This window comes from Pseudomonas sp. MNR3A, from assembly GCF_009650575.1.
In the GTDB taxonomy this organism is placed as follows: domain Bacteria; phylum Pseudomonadota; class Gammaproteobacteria; order Pseudomonadales; family Pseudomonadaceae; genus Aquipseudomonas; species Aquipseudomonas machongensis.
This window is the reverse complement of record NZ_VZZS01000016.1, coordinates 196,607-212,149: the sequence shown is the minus strand read 5'-3', so window position 1 is coordinate 212,149 and position 15,543 is coordinate 196,607. Positions and strand designations below refer to the sequence as shown.

The following is a 15,543-nucleotide window of genomic DNA, read 5'->3' as shown; positions in this document are numbered from 1 at the left end:
CTATTAGTTTCACTCATGCTTTGGACGGCGACGATGTCAGAACGGATTCCAGCCCTGCACGCCTTGCGTGCCTTCGAAGTGGCTTCTCGTTACGGCTCTTTCACCCGCGCAGCGGAAGAACTGGCCCTGACCCAAGGGGCGGTAAGCCACCACATCAAGACCCTCGAAGCCATGTTCGGTTGCGACCTGTTCGAGCGCCGTGGCCCCAAGCTGCGCTTGACCGAGCACGGTCGGTTGCTGGCCCAGGAGCTCAAGGTCGGCTTCAAGATCATCGAGAATGCTTGCGCATTGTTGCGCCAGGACCGTTACGGCCTGCGCCTGAAAGCCGCCTCCACGCTCACCGTGCGCTGGCTGCTCAAGGCACTGGACGGTTTCAAGAAGATCGACGACAGCTGCAGCGTGCAACTGTCGAGCGTGTGGATGGACATCGACACGGTGGATTTCTATTCCGAGCCCTACGATTGCGCCATCCTGCTGGGCAGCGGCAATTTCCCTGCCGATGTGGAGAGCTTGAAGCTGTTCGATGAATGGCTGATTCCGGTCTGCCACCCCGACTACCTCAAGGATCCTGAGCCAGACCTGTCGGTGCTACGCGACTGTGAATTCCTGCATCCCTCGTCCGACCGCCGTGATTGGCGGCGCTGGTTGGCGCGGGTCGATGCCCTGGACATCAGCATCGATCAAGGGCAGGTGTTCGACACCCTTGACCAAGGGATTTCCGCGGCCCAGCAGGGGCTGGGCATTTCGGTGGTCGATCTGGCACTGGCCAGTGCCGACCTGGCCGCAGGCCGCCTGATCACACCCTTCAAGCAGGCCGTGGCGACTGGCGATGGCTATTACATGACCTGGCTCAAGGCCAGCCCCAAGGCCCGGCAGATGAGCAAGCTGCGCGACTACCTGCTTGGCCAGGTGCCACCGCTGGCGCTCAAGGACATCAACTACCTGTACGGTTGAATACCGTAAAAGCACTTCGCCCAGGCCTGTCACGACAGGCCTGGGCGAATGCGTCTGCAAGATCAGAAACCGAAGCTGCTCAGCCCCGGATGGTCATCCGGACGACGCCCCAGCGGCCAACGGAACTGGCGTTCTTCTTCCGTGATCGGCATCTCATTGATGCTGGCGTGACGGTTCTGCATCAAACCATCGGCGGCGAACTCCCAGTTCTCGTTGCCATAAGCGCGGTACCACTGGCCGCTGTCATCGCGGTACTCATAGGCATAGCGCACGGCGATGCGGTTTTCGGTGAAGGCCCAGAGCTCCTTGATCAGGCGGTATTCGTGCTCACGATTCCACTTGCGGGTCAGGAAGGCCTGTGCCTCGTCGCGGTTGGTGGCGAAGTCGACCCGGTTACGCCAGCGAGTGTCGAGGGTGTAGGCGAGGGCAACCTTGGCCGCATCGCGGCTGTTCCAGCCATCCTCGGCCAAGCGGACTTTCTCGATAGCGGTTTCGCGGGTGAACGGGGGCAGTGGTGGGCGGGACATCGCGGGACTCCTCATGTGCAGGCCCGGAAGAAGTGGCCTGATGGATGAAGCGTAGGCTCAAGCGTGTTCGCTGGGAATCAGTGCAAGCGGCAGTTCATAATTGCGGCAAGTGGAATAATCATGGACCAGCCTCAGGGTTCGACTTCGTCCACATAGGCCTCAAAGAACCAGTCCGGGATCTCCTCGGTGCGATACTCCAACTGCGTGCCATCGGTGATCTCTGCGAGCCATAGCGCGCTCTGCTGCGAGTTGTCGAATACATAGGCCCGGTTGCTAGCGGCGATGGCCTCCGGTAACAGGTCGAGCGAACGTCCATAGCGACTGCGCACCAGGTCAGGCCTGACCGGATGCCCGCCCTGGCGGACACGGATGGCCACCCGGTCAATGTTGATTTCCGGGTTCTCCGTCGAGACGAAGTAGAGGTAGGTGCGGTAGCCACTGGCTTGTGCCTGGCGCATGAACTCGATCTTGCTGCCATGGGACATGACGGTCTCGAAGGTGAAGCTGGCCCTGGCTTCGAGCAGGCGCTGGCGGATGAAGTCGGCGATGACCGAGGCGAAGTAGGCATCCATGCGTACCGCACGGTAGTCGATCCGCTGCGCCTCGAGCCCCAGTCGCCCGACCTGCCCGGCAAGTCGCTTGCTGATGATCAAGGGGTGCTCGAGGTGGAACGCCAGCAAGTCAGGCAGCGTGGCCTGGATGCCGAAGAGGGAGAGGTCGATGAAGCCGCTGGCCTTGGCCTGGCTTTCCAGCTCGTCGGCATTGACGAACAGGCGGGTCAGTGCGGCGGGCAGGCTGGCCTTGATGGTGCTCTTGCCGGAGCCGTTCGGACCGGCAAAGACCCGCAGCCTAGGCACGCTCACCGGCGCTGCTGTCATCGACCTTGCGAACGGTGACAACCTCGCCGAGCTTGACCCTGCGCCGTGGGCCGGCCTTGGCCAGGACGGTCCGGGCGCCATCCGCGCTGACCCTGACCAGTTCGCCGTCGTCAGTGGTCAGCACCCCCTGCTGGCTCATCTGCAGGGCGCGCTGATAGGCGCTGAGTGTCGCCTCACGGGCATGCTCGGGCACGGTCTGCTCAAGAGCGTCGAGCTCAGGTTCGGAGACTTTCCTGGCTTTTGCGGTCATCGTGATGTACCTCCGGTCAGCCACGAAGGGGCTGTGTGCATGAGGAGCATCATAGCGCTGGCCGCGCAGGAAAACATCAGCAGGTGGCATGGCGAAGGTCCTGAAGAGGGGCCATTCGATACTGGCAGAAGACGCGGTTCAGCGTTTCCCCATTACCTGTAGTCCCCCTCCGAAGAGCCCTGTACCGCGCTTACAGCGCTTCGCTGATGGTGCTGTTCGCCACCTTGTTGCGTCCACCCAGCCATACCAGCAGCAGCGCGGCCGCCGACAGCAAACCGCCGGCCATCGGCACCGCGGCGTAGCCCAGGTCCAGGCTGATCACCGCGCCGCCCAGTGCGGCACCGACCGCATTGCCAAGGTTGAATGCACCCACGTTGATCGACGAGGCCAGGCCTGGGGCCTCGGCCGCCGCGATCATCACCCGCATCTGCAGCGGCGGCACCACGGCGAAGGTGAATACTCCCCAGACCAGCAGGGCCAGCGCAGCACCGACATGGCTACCCAGCACCAACGGCATCAGCAGCATGATCACCGCCAGGGTACCGAGGAAGATCCGTGCCGCGCCGTCCAGCGACCAGTCGGCCAGACGACCTCCAAGGCTGTTGCCGAGGGTGAAACCGACACCGATCAGTACCAGGCCCAGTGTGACGAACGCATTGGAGGCACCGGTCAATTCCGCAAGCACCGGGGCCACATAGGTGTACAGCGTGAACATGGCGCCTGCGCCGAGCACCGTGGTGGCCATCGCCAGCAGCACGCTTGGGCGGGCGATCACCGCCAGTTCCTTGCGCACATGCGGCACGCTGCCACGCTCGCCTTTGGGCAGGGCGTACCACAAGGCACTGATGGCGATCAGACCGAGCACGGCGGTGCCGGCGAAGGCCATGCGCCAGCCGATCTGCTGGCCGATCCAGGTGGCGGCCGGCACGCCGCCGATATTGGCGATGGTCAAGCCCATGAACATGGTGGCAATGGCACTGGCCTGCTTGTCCTTGGGCACCACGCTGGCCGCGACTACCGCGCCCAGGCCGAAGAATGCGCCGTGGTTGAGGCTGGTGATCAGGCGCGAGGCCAGCAGGGTGTAGTAGTCCGGCGACAGCGCCGACAGCAGGTTGCCGACGGTGAAGATGCTCATCAGCATCATCAGTGCAGCACGCTTGCCGAAGCGGCTGAACAGCAGGGTCATGATCGGTGCGCCGACCATCACGCCGATGGCGTAGGCGGTGACCAGCATGCCGGCAGTGGGGATGCTGGCGTTGACACCTTCGGCAATGACCGGCAGCAGGCCCATGGGGGCGAATTCGGTGGTGCCGATGCCGAAGGCGCCGATGGCCAGGGCAAACAGGACCCGTTTAGGGGAAAGCGCGCTCATCGGAAACTCCGGGTTATGGCGACTTCAGGAATGTCGGGTGTGGCGTCGACCGCAGTCGACGCCCAAGTGCGACGAGGCATCAGTCCCAGGCCGGCGCCAGGCCGTCCGGGCTGACTTCGCGGCCATTACGCTCCAGGTCTGCGATCTGCGCCATGTCCTCTTCGTCCAGGTGCAGGTCACGGGCAAGCAGGTTGCTGGCCAGGTTCTCGCGCTTGGTGGAGGAGGGGATGACGGCATAGCCCAGTTGCAGCGCCCACGCCAGGGCGACCTGGGCCACCGTGGCCTTGTGCTTGGCAGCGATCTTGGCCAGTACCGGGTCCTTGAGCACCTTGCCGTAGGCCAGGGTCATGTACGACGTGACGGCGATGCCCTGTTCCTTGAGGAAAGCAGTGAGCTTGCGGTTCTGCAGGTAGGGGCTGAGCTCGATCTGGTTGGTGGCGATCTCGCCCTTGCCAACCACATCGATGGCCTGGCGGGTCAGCTCGATGTTGAAGTTGGAGATGCCGATCTGGCGGGTCAGGCCGAGCTTCTTGGCTTCGGCCAGGGCGCCCATGAATTCGCGCAGCTCGACACCGTTGCCTGGGGCGGGCCAGTGGATCAGGGTCAGGTCGACATGATCGGTGCGCAGCTTGGCCAGGCTCTCGCGCAGGCTGGGGATCAGCTTGTCGGCAGCATAGCTGTCGGTCCAGATCTTGGTGGTGATGAACAGCTCCTCACGAGGCACACCGCTTTCGGCGATGGCCTGGCCGACGTCGGCCTCGTTCTTGTAGATTTGCGCAGTGTCGATGACCCGGTAGCCCAGCTCCAGCGCGGACTTGACCGAGTCGATGACGGCTTGGCCGGTGAGGCGGAAGGTGCCGAGGCCGAAGGATGGAATGCTCATGGATCTGCTCCTGCTATGGGGGAATTCGGGATCGATCGGGAGGCGCTGGCGCCTGGACACATCGACCATTCGAGTGGGGAGCAGTTTGAAGGTTGCAGCGGGGTTGATTAAGAGGGGCGTGGGGCAAGGTCTTTTGACCTGGAGTCATCAATAGCGGGTGATTGCTTCGCACGGTGGGCGTTTCGATCGCGCCAGAATGGATCGGGCCTGACTGGCAGGCCCGAGGGTGCAGAGGTTACAGCGTCCACCTCATGGTGACGGTGAAGTTGCGTGGATCGCCGAAGATGTTGGCCCCGGCCGGGTTGCTGATGTTCTGGTAGTAACGCTTGTCGAACACGTTGTTCAGGTTGCCTTGCACGGTGAAGTGCTTGTTGATCCGGTAGGCGGTCATCAGGTCGGTCACGCTGTAGCCGCCCTGTTGCACACCGAAGCTGGTATAGGCCCGGCTCTGGGTACGGAAGCCGCCACCGATGCTCCACTGGTTCAGGTCACCCGGCAACTGGTACACGGTGTTGACCTTGAACAGGTTGTAAGGGGTGTCGCTGTCGAAGCGGTCGCCCTTCTGTTGAGTACCGGTTTCCTTGGCGTACTTGGCGGCGGCATAGGTGTAGCCGACCGACGCCTGCCAGCCCTCGGCGAGCATGCCTTGCACTTCCAGCTCGACGCCCTTGGTTTCGACTTCGCCCGCCGCCTCGTAGCAGCCGTCGGAGAGGTCCGGGCAGGACGACTGTGGCAGGGCCTTGGCGAGGTTTTCCTGGTTCAACTGGAAGTAGGCCAGGCTCACGTTCAGGGCGCCGCCGAAGTATTCGCCCTTGATCCCGGTCTCGTAGTTGGTGCCGGTGACCGGGTCGAGGATGGAGCCGGTGGCCGAGCGGGATTCCTGTGGCTTGAAGATACGCGTCCAGCTGGCGTACACCGAGTAGGTGTCGTTCAGGTCGTAGACCACGCCGGCATAGGGCGTGAACTCGCGGGTGGCCTTGGAGCTGCCGCCAAAGGCGAAGTCGCCGGACTGGGTCTGCTGTTCGTATTCATACCAGTCCAGACGCGAGCCGAGGGTCAGCTTGAGGTCGTCCTGGATGTTGAAGCGAACGGTGGCGTAGGTGCTGGACTGCTCGACCTTGCCCTTGCGCGACCAGTTGAAGTCGATCTCGGGCTTGGGCACCGAGCCGAAGTCGAACGACAGCGGATCGACCGGGTAATCGAAGGTGCCCAGCGGGCCGCCGCCAGGGCCGTCGTCGGTGCGGTCGTGGCGGTAGCTGCCACCGAGCACCAGTTCGTGGGTGCGACCGAACAGGCTGAACGGGCCACTGACATAGCCATCGACGCTCTTCTGGGTGTGCTCGTAGGTGTAGCGGCCTACGTTGAGCTGCAGGGTGTCGGCCGCCTGGTCGAGGCGATAGAAACTGGTGCCGAGCATGTCCATCTCACCGCGCAGCCAGGTGGTGTTCAGGCGCAGCTTCCAGTCATTGTCGAAGTGGTGCTCGATCTCGGCGAAGACGCTCTTGTTCTTCTTGTCCCAGTAGGTCCAGGACGGGCTCATGCGGTGTGAGCGGGAGATCGGCAGGAAGTTGCCGTTGGCGTAGGTCGGCAGCCCGGACCAATCGGCACCAGGGTTGTCCTCGCGGTTGTAGTAGCCGCCCAAGGTGAGGGTGGTGTCGTCAGTCAGGTCGAATTCGGTGATGCCGTACATCAACTGGCGTTTGTTGCTGTAGTCGTCGACGAAGCTGTCCTTGTCCTGCAGCGCGACGACGGCGCGACCCCGTACGCTGCCGCTGTCGTTGAGCTTGCTGCTGGCGTCGAGTTCGGTACGAAAGTTGTTCCACGAGCCTGCGCTGGTGGTGATCGACATCTGCGGCTCGATAGTTGGTCGCTTGCGGATCAGGTTCAACGTCCCCGACGGGTTGCCGGCACCGACCATCAGGCCGGAGGCGCCGCGCACCACTTCCACGCGATCGAACATCGACAGCATCGAGGTGCCGAGGGTGTCGGTATCGTAGGCCACTGGCAGGCCGTCGATCATGATGTTGTCGACCGAGGTGCCGCGTGAATAGAAGGTCGGACGTTCACCGCCGGTCTTGCGCAGGGTGAGGCCAGGGGTGTACAGCGAGACGTCTTCGAGGGTCTGCATGTTCTGGTCGTTCATGCGCTGGCGGGTCAGCACCGTGACCGACTGCGGCGTGTGGCGCAACGACGTCGGCAGCTTGGTCGCCGTGCTCATGGAGCCTGTGGTGTACGAGCCTGTGCCTTCGGTGGTCTCGCCCAGTACGCCAGCGTTGACGTTGGTCGCCCCCAGTTCCACCGCGCCGCCTTCCCTACGGCCGCTGATGGTCACGGTGGTGCCGTTGACGCTGTAGCCCAGGCCCGTGCCGCCGAGCAATTGGCGCAGTGCGGCATCGGGCTCCAGCGAGCCCTTGACCGCGCTGCTGCGCAGGCCGCTGATCTGCTCGGGAGAGTACAGCAGTTGCCACTGGCTCTGCTGCCCGAACGCAATCAACGCGCTACCAAGCGCCTGCTGGGGAATGTTGAAGGCCACTTGCTGGGCCTGGGCAACCATCGGCGCTGCCAGCATCATGCCGACAGCGGTGGCGGGCAAGCCGGACGCCATGAGGCGCCGGACAAGCATGGCCTTTGACAACGGGCGGAGGGTAGGGAAGAAGTGCATTGGCAGACTCTATGATTATGTTGTGGATAATGATTTGCATTACATGTAGTGAGACGCACAAATACAGCAGAACCGGAAAAATCCGGTTCTGTTTTTTTTCAGGCGGGTGAAAGTTCCTCGACGACCTTGCCGGCCTCCAGCCTCACGAGCTGGTCGGCCATGTCGAAGTAGCGGTCATCGTGGGAGATCACGATGATGGTCTTGCCCAGGCGCTTGAGGTCCGGGAGCAGCTCGGTATAGAAGATGCGGCGGAAGGTCGGATCCTGGTCGGCGGCCCATTCGTCGAAGACCAGCACCGGGCGTTGTTCGATCCAGGCATTGACCAGCGCCAGGCGCTTGCGTTGCCCGGTGGACAGGTCGGTGGTGCTGAACTGGCCGTCACTGACCTTGACCTTGTGGGCGATTTCCAGGCGCTCCAGGTACTGGTTGGCATCCTCGGGAATCGCCTGGTCGCCCTGCACCAGGTCATCGAACAGGTAGTAGTCGGCGAAGACCGTGGTGAACAGTTGGCGGTAATCGTCCCGCGATTCGGCATCCACGGCCTTGCCATTGACCTTGATCTGGCCTTGCTGGGGAGCATAGAGCCCCAGCAGCAGCTTGATCAGAGTGGTCTTGCCGCAGCCGTTCTCGCCGACGATGAACACGATGTCGCCTTGGGCAATCTTCAGGTTGACCGGCCCGAGGGTGAAGGGGCGGGCACCGCCGACCGCCGGGAAGGCAAAGCCGACATCGCTCAGTTCCAGGCTGTGCACCTGTGGTGCGGCTTGACCGGAGTCGGCCAGCAACAGGTGAGGTTCCGGGGTGGCGAAACGCTCCGACAGCTCGGCAATACGCTGGAAGGCAATGCGCGCCCGGCCAATGATCGGCAGGGTGCTGATCAGGTGCTCCAGCGGCCCTTTCATGTACAGCAGCACCAGCACGAAGCCGCTCATGACGCTGGCATCGGCACTGGGCCAGAGCGATTGCAGTACCAGGGCCAGGCCGATGACCACGAAGAACAGCATCGAGCCCAGGCTCTTGGCGACCACGAAGGTGTTGATCGAGCGTGTCTGCAGATCACGGATCCGTTCGGCGGTGTCGCTGATGCCGTGCTGGAACATGCGCTGGCGGCGCGGGCGGTGGATCCGCAGCTCCTTGGCACCGGCGGCGATTGCACTGTAGTGCTTCTGCAACTGGTCTTCGGCATCGCGCGCCGCCATGAACCCACGAATACCACGGGACTGCGCCACCGACTGGATGGCGATGCCAATGGCCAGCGCAGCCAGCATCATCAGGAACATCGGCCAGGACAGCATCGCCAGGTAGCCCAGGCAGCCCAGGGTGACGGTCAGCGAAATCGCCAGTGGCGCGAAGGCGAAAGCGAAGTCGCTGATGGTGTCCACGTCATGGGTAAGAACCGGGATCAGGCGGTGGCTGCGAAAGCGCTCGATCTGTTCGATCGGTGCCGCCAGCACCTTCTCGCCCAGCTCCTTGCGCAGCTTGGCGATGATGTGCTGGCCCACCTGGTTGGTGCCGATGTCGGAGAGGATGCTGCTGACCAACGCCAGGGCACACAGCCCGACGAAGCCCAGCACCAGCCCCTGGCTCAGCCCGCCTTCGGTGTGCAGCCCGTTGTTGATGGTGGCCAACAGGGCGGTGACGCTCAGGCCACCGACCATGCCCAGGGCAATCGACAGGGCGACCACCGGCCAGAAGGGCCGCAGCAGCGTCAACAGCTCACGCACGGCCCCACGGGGTTGTTTGCTCATCGGAAGGTTCCTGTCTTCAGGCGCTGGTCATGCGCAGCGCGGCGGGGGCGTTGCTGGCCTGCTTGCCCAGATGCTGATAAAGCGACTGACCGATTTCTGCGGCACGTGACGGCAGCACCGACAGCAGGGTGTCGCTGAGCCCATGCGAGGCTTCGCAGAAGCCTTGCAGGTAGACGCTGGCACCGAACTCGGGGCTGGCCAGGGCGCGGTAGTCGCGGTCGACCTCGAAGTCTTTCAGGTGCTGCTGCAGCGGAGCCAGCAGCTCGCGATGGGAGCGGCGCTCGTAGCCGGTGGCGAGGATCACCGCGTCGTAGCGGTGGGTCTGGCGAACGTCGGTGGCCAGGTCGCGCAGGGTCAGCTCGATGCCTTCTGCGGTGTCCACCACCGTTTCGATGGTGCGTCGGCACAGCACGGCATGGCGGTACTGATGGGCGACTTTCTGGCGGTACAGGATGCCGTAGATGCGTTCGAGCAGGTCGAGGTCGACCACCGAGTAGTTGGTGTTGTGGTACTCGCCGATCAGTTTCTCGCGTTCGGCGTGCGGCTGGTTGAACACCAGGTCTGTGTACTCGGGGGCGAAGATTTCGTTGACGAACGGGCTGTCGTCGGCAGGCTTGAGTGCCGAGGCGCGCAGGATCATGTCGACCTTGACCGACGGGTAGCTGTCGTTGAGGTCGATGAAGGCCTCGGCGGCGCTCTGGCCCGACCCGATCACGGCGATGCGCATGGGCTTGCCGCTGTTGCACGGCAGTTGCTGCAGGGCGCTCAGGTACTGGGAGTGGTGGAACACACGCGGGTCGTTCTTGAACGGGCGGAAGGCATCGGGAACCTTGGGCGTGCCGCCGCTGCCGACCACCACCGAGCGGGCCCGGCGCTGGTGCTCCTGGCCGTGCTGGTCACGCGAGACCAGGCGCAGGTGATCGACCCGGCCATCACGCAGTTCCGGTTCGATGCGCAGCACTTCCTCGCCATACACCGCCTGGGTGGCGAAATGTTCGGCGGCCCAGCGCAGGTAGTCGTTGTACTCCAGGCGGCAAGGGTAGAAGGTGCCCAGGTTGATGAAGTCGGCCAGGCGCTGCTTTTGGTGCAGGTAATTGACGAAGCTGTAGGGGCTGGTGGGGTTGCGCAGCGAGACCAGGTCCTTGAGGAAGGAGATCTGCAGCTCGCTCTGGGTAGCCAGGGTATTGCCGTGCCAGCGGTAGTCGCTCTGCTTGTCGATGAACAGCGCGTCGAGGGCGTGGCCGTTGGTTTCGGCGAGCTCTTCCAGGGCAATGGCCAGTGCCAGGTTGGAAGGGCCGAAGCCGACGCCGATGAGGTCGTGGATTTTGTCGGGCGAAGAGGTCTGGCTCATGGTTGCGGTTCCTTGGATGGTCGAGTGGGGGCGCCGCGTGGGGCGCCCCGAGTCCTGCGCAAGTACACCGATAGGAACGAGCCGAGGGTGGGAGAATTTACCGCCGCGTGGCGCCTCAGAGCTCGCGGACTACCCGAAAACCAAGCCAGTCGCCACGGTCGTCGCGAACCGTGGTGTTGCGGTTGCCCGAACGCGAGAAGATCGGCGCTTCACCCCAGTCGTTGCCACGGATGGAGATCTGCGTGCAGCCCGCCTCGGTGCGCGCGCTGCCGTCGGCGGGGGCGCCGACATAGCTGTCGTGGTAGCAGTCGGCGACCCATTCGTAGACATTGCCGTGCATGTCGTAGACGCCGAAGGCGTTGGCCGGGAAGCTGCCGACCGGCGAGCTGAAGCTGTAGCCATCCTTGGGGCCGTAGACGTTGGCGTTCTTGCTGATCTCGAGGTTGGCGTCCGGCTCGAACGGGAACATGCCGGTGCTGCCGCCGCGTGCGGCGTATTCGCGCTGGGCTTCGCTGACCATGGCGTAATGCTTGCCGGTCTTCTTCGACAGCCAGGCCACATAGCGCTCGATGTCGTCGTAGCTCATGCACACCGCCGGCTGGCGAGGGCCTTGCGGGTAGCTGGGCTTGCTATTGGTGCAGCGCCGTCCGGGGCGGTCGTCGCCGTCGGCGATGACGACGCCGGTGGCCTTCTGGTAGTCGGCCCATTCACCGGCGGTGATCTGGAAGCGGCTGATGGCGAATGGCTTGGCGAAGGTCACAGGGTGCTGCGGACCTTCGTCATCCTGGCGACCCATCTCGTCGGGCGGGGTGCCCATGGTGAAGGTGCCGGCAGGCAGCACGACCATTTCCGGGCAGGTCCTGGCGCAGTCGCGGAACACTGTGCCGGGCTTGTCCGACGGCTGCGCGGCCAGGGCCGGCAGGCTGCAGGCGGCCAGCACGGCGGCCAGGGTGAGGCGGTGCAGAGGTGTGCTCATGGGAGATGCCTTGTTCAAAGTTGCTGGGTAATCAGGTGCATGACCCGGTCGATCTGCTGTTCGTCGTTGAGCAAACCTGGCGCCAGGCGGATGACGGGGCCAACGTCGCGCTCCACGGCATCGCACATCACCTTGCCCGCGATCAGCTTGGCGGCGAAGGCATCCGGGTCCTTGCCGGGCACGCGGAAGAAGGTGAAGCCTGCCGAGAACTGCGCGCTGCGCGGCGTCACCAGTTCGATGCGGCGGTCTTCGAGCAGGCGCTCCTTGAGCAGGGTATTGAGCTGGTGGATGCGCGCCTGCACATCGGCCTTGCCCAGTTGCAGGTGCAGCTTGAACGCCTCGCCCAGTGACCAGCGGTATTCGAAGGCGTGGTAGCCGCCGGGGGTCATGATGGTGGCGAAGTCTTCATCGCGGGAGAAAGTGGCGACGCTGGGGGTCAGGTGATCCATGCCGGTCGAGGCGGCGCAGATGATGCCGGTGCCGCGCGGGCCGAACATCCACTTGTGGGTGCCGGCGATGAAGTAGTCGCAGTTGAAGTCGGCGAAGCGCTGGTTCTCCACGCCGAAGCCGTGCACGCCGTCGACCACATAGAGGATGCGCTCGGCTTCACTGCGGTCGCGGTTGTGGCGGCGCACCAGTTCGCCGATCTCGCCGACCGGCAGCTTGACGCCGCTGCTCGAGTGCACCCAGGTCATGCCCAGCACGCGGGTCTCTGGGCGGATATTGCGCTCCAGGGTTGTCAGCACCTGGTCGGTGGACACTTCCCATGGGTTGTCGAACAGGCGGATCTTGCGCACCTGCGTACCCTCGCGCTGGGTGCGGAAGGCCAGGGTCTTGTGGGTGGAGTAATGCTCGTGCTCGGTGGTCAGGATCTCCTGCTTCGCGCCGACCTGCAGGCCGCCATAGATCATGGCCAGGCCTTCGGTGGTGCTGCCGGTCAGGGCGATCTGCCGCGGACCGACCTCCAGATAGCGTGCAGCCCAGTCACGAACTTCGTCCTCGCGCTGCCATTCGTACTGGCTTTCCCAGTCCATCAGGGCGGCGGGGTTGCGGTCGAGGTCGGCGCGGTGGCGGTCGATCGCTTCCTGCACCGGCCGCGGGTGGGCGGTGACCAGGAAGTTGGCGAAGTGGGCGATGTCCGGGTCCAGCGGGAACAGCGTGCGCAGGTTGCGCCATTTGTCCGTGCCGGTGAGCGTTGCTGGCGACGAGGTTGCAGCCAGGGCGCCAGGCAGCAGCGGCAGGCTCGCGGCGACCAGGCCGGCCTGCTTGAGAAAGGTACGACGGTTGCTCATGCGGGCAGGCCTTGATCAGTGTTGGGTGGTGGCGACAGGTTGACCGGCTTTTTGCACCTGGTCCCAGACCCGCAGAAAGTTGCCGGCCCAGAGCTTGGCGATATCGGTTTCGCTGTAGCCACGGCTGAGCAGCTCGGCGGTGACGTTGCGAATCTCGCTGACATCCTTCCAGCCATCGAGGCCGCCGCCGTCGTTGAAGTCCGAGCTGAGGCCGACGTGGTCGATACCCACCTTCTTCACCGTGTAGTCGATGGCGTCCGCGTACTGCTTGAGGGTCGCCTTGGGTTCTTCTTCAAGAATTCCGTACAGGCTGCTGGCGTACTCGCCGAAACGTGATTCAGGCCAGATGGCGATCACCGCATCGCCCGGCATCAGGGCATTGGCCAGGCCCTGCAGGGGTTGCAGGTCGAAGCGCGCACGCAGCGCCTCGAGTTTTTCCAGCACCGGCTTGCCCAGGGGCTTGAGGTATTGGCCGAAGCCCACCACCTGGATCACGCCGCCGCTGTCCTTGATCAGCTGCATTTCCTTGTCGGACAGGTTGCGCGGAATGTCCACCAGCGCCCGCGGTGCCGAATGCGAGGCCACGATCGGCGCGCGGCTCAGGCGCACGACGTCTTCCAGGGCCAGGGTCGACATCTGCGAGACATCGATGATCACGCCCAGGTCGTTGAGGCGCTTGACCGCCTGTTCACCCAAGGGCGAAAGGCCGCCCAGGGCGTCGGCGGTGTCGTTGAAGAACGGCAGCGGGCGCGAGGAATCGGCCCAGTCGTTGTTGCCGGTGTAGCTGAAGCCGAACATGCGCATGCCGCGTGCTGCCCACAGGTCGAGCTGCGACAGGTCGTGGCCCAGCGGGTAAGCGTTGAGCATGCTGATGAAGATAGCGAACTTGCCTTCGCCGTTCAGGCGCCGGAAGTCGTCGGGGGTATAGGCGATACCGACCTGGTTGGGGAAGTCGCGGACCATGCCGCTGATGATCTTGTAGCGCACTTCCTGCTGCTGGCGCGCCTCGTCGACGAAGCCTGGGGTAGGACGGTGCGGGGCGTTGGGGCCATTCCAGATTTCCGGCCAACCGAAGATGGTGAGGGCCGCACCGGAAAGACGACCGCGGTTGGCCTTGACCAGGTCGAACTGCCCCGGGCCGTCCTTGTCGATCTCGTTGCCGGTGCTGCCCAGGTCCAGCGGCACCGTGATGTGACTATCGAACGAGAGCATGTGCTCATGCAGGGCGTTGGCCTGTTCGACGATCTTGTGCGGGTAGCCGGCATCCTGGCGTTGCCAGTAAAAATAGCCGGCGGCACTGCCGAGGGCGGCCACCAGGGCCAGAGGCAGGCCTATGTACAGGGCTTTGCGGGAACGGGTCTTGGTCATTGCCATCTCGTTGCAGGGCTGATCGCAACCGCCTGGCGGGCAAAGGAGCCGCCGGGCAGGGTTCGGGTATCAGGTGGACGAATGGCATGGGGCGAGATTTACGTGCAGCAGCGGCTTTACCCGCGAAAAGCGCGCCTGGGTGGGTGGCACAGATAATGACGCGCTCAGATCGACAGGCGCACCATCCGGTTGTCCAACGGCTGCTCCGGTGCGCGGCGCTTGTTCACCACCAGCTCGCCGATGGCGATCAGTCGCGTGCGCGTGACGTTGCGCGACAGCCCCAGCAACTGCGCAGTATGCACCTGGTTGTAATGGCAGAAGTGATAGGCCGAGCGCAGCAACGCATTCTCCACCTTCTCGTACAGGTCTCCCGGCTGCTCCTCGTACAGCCGGCTGAACGCCTGCTGCAGCAGTTCATCGATGCCGCCGTCCTTGCTGGCAGAGGCCGGCGAAGGCAGATCGTCCTGACGTTCCAGGCGCAGGTTCGACAGGCGCAAGTCGCGGGCATGGATCAAACCGTCGCCGCAGGTCAGCAGACTGTGGTGAATCACGTTCTCCAGCTCGCGGATGTTGCCCGGCCAGCTGTAGGCCACCAGCTTGGCCTGGGCATCGGCTGCCAGTTCCACCGGGCCGTAGCCCAGGCGCTCGCTGTAGCTGCGGATGAAGTGGCGCGCCAGCGGCAGGATATCGCCAGGCCGCTCGCGCAGCGGGTGCAGCGAGAGGGTGACGACGTTCAGGCGGTAGTACAGGTCTTCGCGAAAGTGCCCGGCGTTGATGGCCTTTTCAAGTTGCACGTTGGTGGCGGCCAGCACGCGCACATTGATCGGGATGCTCTTGCGTGAACCCAGGCGCACCACTTCGCGTTCCTGCAGCACACGCAGCAGCTTGACCTGGATGGGCAGCGGCAGGTCGCCGATTTCATCGAGGAACAACGTGCCGCCGTTCGCCTCCTCGAACCAGCCGGCCTTGGACGCAAGGGCGCCGGTGAAGGCGCCTTTCTCATGGCCGAACAGTTCGGCCTCGACCAGCGACTCGGAAAACGCGCCGCAGTTGACCGCAACGAACGGGCCGTCGCGGCGGGCACTGAGGTTGTGGATGTGGCGTGCGACCAACTCCTTGCCCGTGCCGGTCTCGCCAATGATCAGGACGCTGGCCTCGCTGGGAGCGACCTGTTGCAGGTGGGCGAGCAGCGCCTGCGACCTGGGGTCTTCGAAGACCTGTGCGGTCGCCCTGATCGAGGTAGCCAATGACGGTGAAGGGGGGAGGGTCAGCAATTGCATGG

General features: G+C 64.0%; 13 protein-coding genes. 1 reads left to right on the top strand and 12 read right to left on the bottom strand.

Annotation, left to right across the window (positions count from 1 at the left end; genetic code table 11):
• Nucleotides 1–33: 33 nt before the first annotated feature.
• Nucleotides 34–954: a LysR substrate-binding domain-containing protein gene (locus tag F6X62_RS12575; protein WP_063544980.1), complete on the top strand. Its 921-nt coding sequence runs from the start codon at nt 34–36 to the stop codon at nt 952–954.
• Nucleotides 955–1,016: 62 nt separating this feature from the next.
• Here the strand turns inward: F6X62_RS12575 and F6X62_RS12570 are convergent, their stop codons facing one another.
• From F6X62_RS12570 to F6X62_RS12515, 12 genes are all read right to left on the bottom strand, one after another.
• Nucleotides 1,017–1,481, bottom strand: coding sequence for a DUF1348 family protein (locus F6X62_RS12570; protein ID WP_063544979.1), 465 nt, complete (start codon nt 1,479–1,481; stop codon nt 1,017–1,019).
• Nucleotides 1,482–1,612: 131 nt separating this feature from the next.
• Nucleotides 1,613–2,344, bottom strand: coding sequence for a zeta toxin family protein (locus tag F6X62_RS12565; protein ID WP_153773701.1), 732 nt, complete (start codon nt 2,342–2,344; stop codon nt 1,613–1,615).
• Nucleotides 2,331–2,609, bottom strand: a complete 279-nt coding sequence (locus tag F6X62_RS12560; protein ID WP_153773700.1) for a hypothetical protein — start codon at nt 2,607–2,609, stop codon at nt 2,331–2,333. Before F6X62_RS12560 ends, F6X62_RS12565 begins: the two co-directional genes overlap by 14 nt.
• A 190-nt stretch (nt 2,610–2,799) precedes the next feature.
• Complete coding sequence (locus F6X62_RS12555) at nt 2,800–3,981, bottom strand: MFS transporter (RefSeq protein WP_151924633.1); 1,182 nt, start codon at nt 3,979–3,981, stop codon at nt 2,800–2,802.
• 79 nt (nt 3,982–4,060) lie between these two features.
• Nucleotides 4,061–4,864, bottom strand: a complete 804-nt coding sequence (gene dkgB / locus F6X62_RS12550; RefSeq protein WP_153773699.1) for a 2,5-didehydrogluconate reductase DkgB — start codon at nt 4,862–4,864, stop codon at nt 4,061–4,063.
• Between the two features lie 235 nt (nt 4,865–5,099).
• Nucleotides 5,100–7,457, bottom strand: coding sequence for a TonB-dependent siderophore receptor (locus tag F6X62_RS12545; protein ID WP_256674032.1), 2,358 nt, complete (start codon nt 7,455–7,457; stop codon nt 5,100–5,102).
• A 167-nt stretch (nt 7,458–7,624) separates the two neighbouring features.
• Nucleotides 7,625–9,274 (bottom strand): cyclic peptide export ABC transporter, encoded by a 1,650-nt coding sequence (locus F6X62_RS12540; RefSeq protein WP_153773698.1) that lies wholly within the window; start codon nt 9,272–9,274, stop codon nt 7,625–7,627.
• A gap of 16 nt (nt 9,275–9,290) precedes the next feature.
• Nucleotides 9,291–10,625: a lysine N(6)-hydroxylase/L-ornithine N(5)-oxygenase family protein gene (locus tag F6X62_RS12535; protein WP_153773697.1), complete on the bottom strand. Its 1,335-nt coding sequence runs from the start codon at nt 10,623–10,625 to the stop codon at nt 9,291–9,293.
• 115 nt (nt 10,626–10,740) lie between these two features.
• Nucleotides 10,741–11,601 (bottom strand): formylglycine-generating enzyme family protein, encoded by an 861-nt coding sequence (locus F6X62_RS12530; protein ID WP_153773696.1) that lies wholly within the window; start codon nt 11,599–11,601, stop codon nt 10,741–10,743.
• A gap of 14 nt (nt 11,602–11,615) precedes the next feature.
• Nucleotides 11,616–12,893 carry an aminotransferase class V-fold PLP-dependent enzyme gene (locus F6X62_RS12525; protein ID WP_153773695.1) on the bottom strand — a complete coding sequence of 426 codons (1,278 nt, stop codon included), beginning with the start codon at nt 12,891–12,893 and terminating at the stop codon, nt 11,616–11,618.
• A gap of 15 nt (nt 12,894–12,908) precedes the next feature.
• Nucleotides 12,909–14,261: a pyoverdine-tailoring dipeptidase-like protein PvdM gene (gene pvdM, locus F6X62_RS12520; protein WP_153773694.1), complete on the bottom strand. Its 1,353-nt coding sequence runs from the start codon at nt 14,259–14,261 to the stop codon at nt 12,909–12,911.
• A 164-nt stretch (nt 14,262–14,425) separates the two neighbouring features.
• Nucleotides 14,426–15,541 (bottom strand): sigma-54-dependent Fis family transcriptional regulator, encoded by a 1,116-nt coding sequence (locus F6X62_RS12515; RefSeq protein WP_054890660.1) that lies wholly within the window; start codon nt 15,539–15,541, stop codon nt 14,426–14,428.
• Nucleotides 15,542–15,543 lie beyond the last annotated feature (2 nt).

Bases quoted from the DNA above. Each gene is read 5' to 3' on its own strand.
- F6X62_RS12560 (WP_153773700.1), bottom strand. From the start codon at position 2,609: ATGACCGCAAAAGCCAGGAAAGTCTCCGAACCTGAGCTCGACGCTCTT.
- F6X62_RS12540 (WP_153773698.1), bottom strand. From the start codon at position 9,274: ATGAGCAAACAACCCCGTGGGGCCGTGCGTGAGCTGTTGACGCTGCTG.
- F6X62_RS12525 (WP_153773695.1), bottom strand. From the start codon at position 12,893: ATGAGCAACCGTCGTACCTTTCTCAAGCAGGCCGGCCTGGTCGCCGCG.
- pvdM (WP_153773694.1), bottom strand. From the start codon at position 14,261: ATGACCAAGACCCGTTCCCGCAAAGCCCTGTACATAGGCCTGCCTCTG.
- F6X62_RS12530 (WP_153773696.1), bottom strand. From the start codon at position 11,601: ATGAGCACACCTCTGCACCGCCTCACCCTGGCCGCCGTGCTGGCCGCC.
- F6X62_RS12535 (WP_153773697.1), bottom strand. From the start codon at position 10,625: ATGAGCCAGACCTCTTCGCCCGACAAAATCCACGACCTCATCGGCGTC.
- dkgB (WP_153773699.1), bottom strand. From the start codon at position 4,864: ATGAGCATTCCATCCTTCGGCCTCGGCACCTTCCGCCTCACCGGCCAA.
- F6X62_RS12555 (WP_151924633.1), bottom strand. From the start codon at position 3,981: ATGAGCGCGCTTTCCCCTAAACGGGTCCTGTTTGCCCTGGCCATCGGC.
- F6X62_RS12575 (WP_063544980.1), top strand. From the start codon at position 34: ATGTCAGAACGGATTCCAGCCCTGCACGCCTTGCGTGCCTTCGAAGTG.
- F6X62_RS12570 (WP_063544979.1), bottom strand. From the start codon at position 1,481: ATGTCCCGCCCACCACTGCCCCCGTTCACCCGCGAAACCGCTATCGAG.
- F6X62_RS12515 (WP_054890660.1), bottom strand. From the start codon at position 15,541: ATGCAATTGCTGACCCTCCCCCCTTCACCGTCATTGGCTACCTCGATC.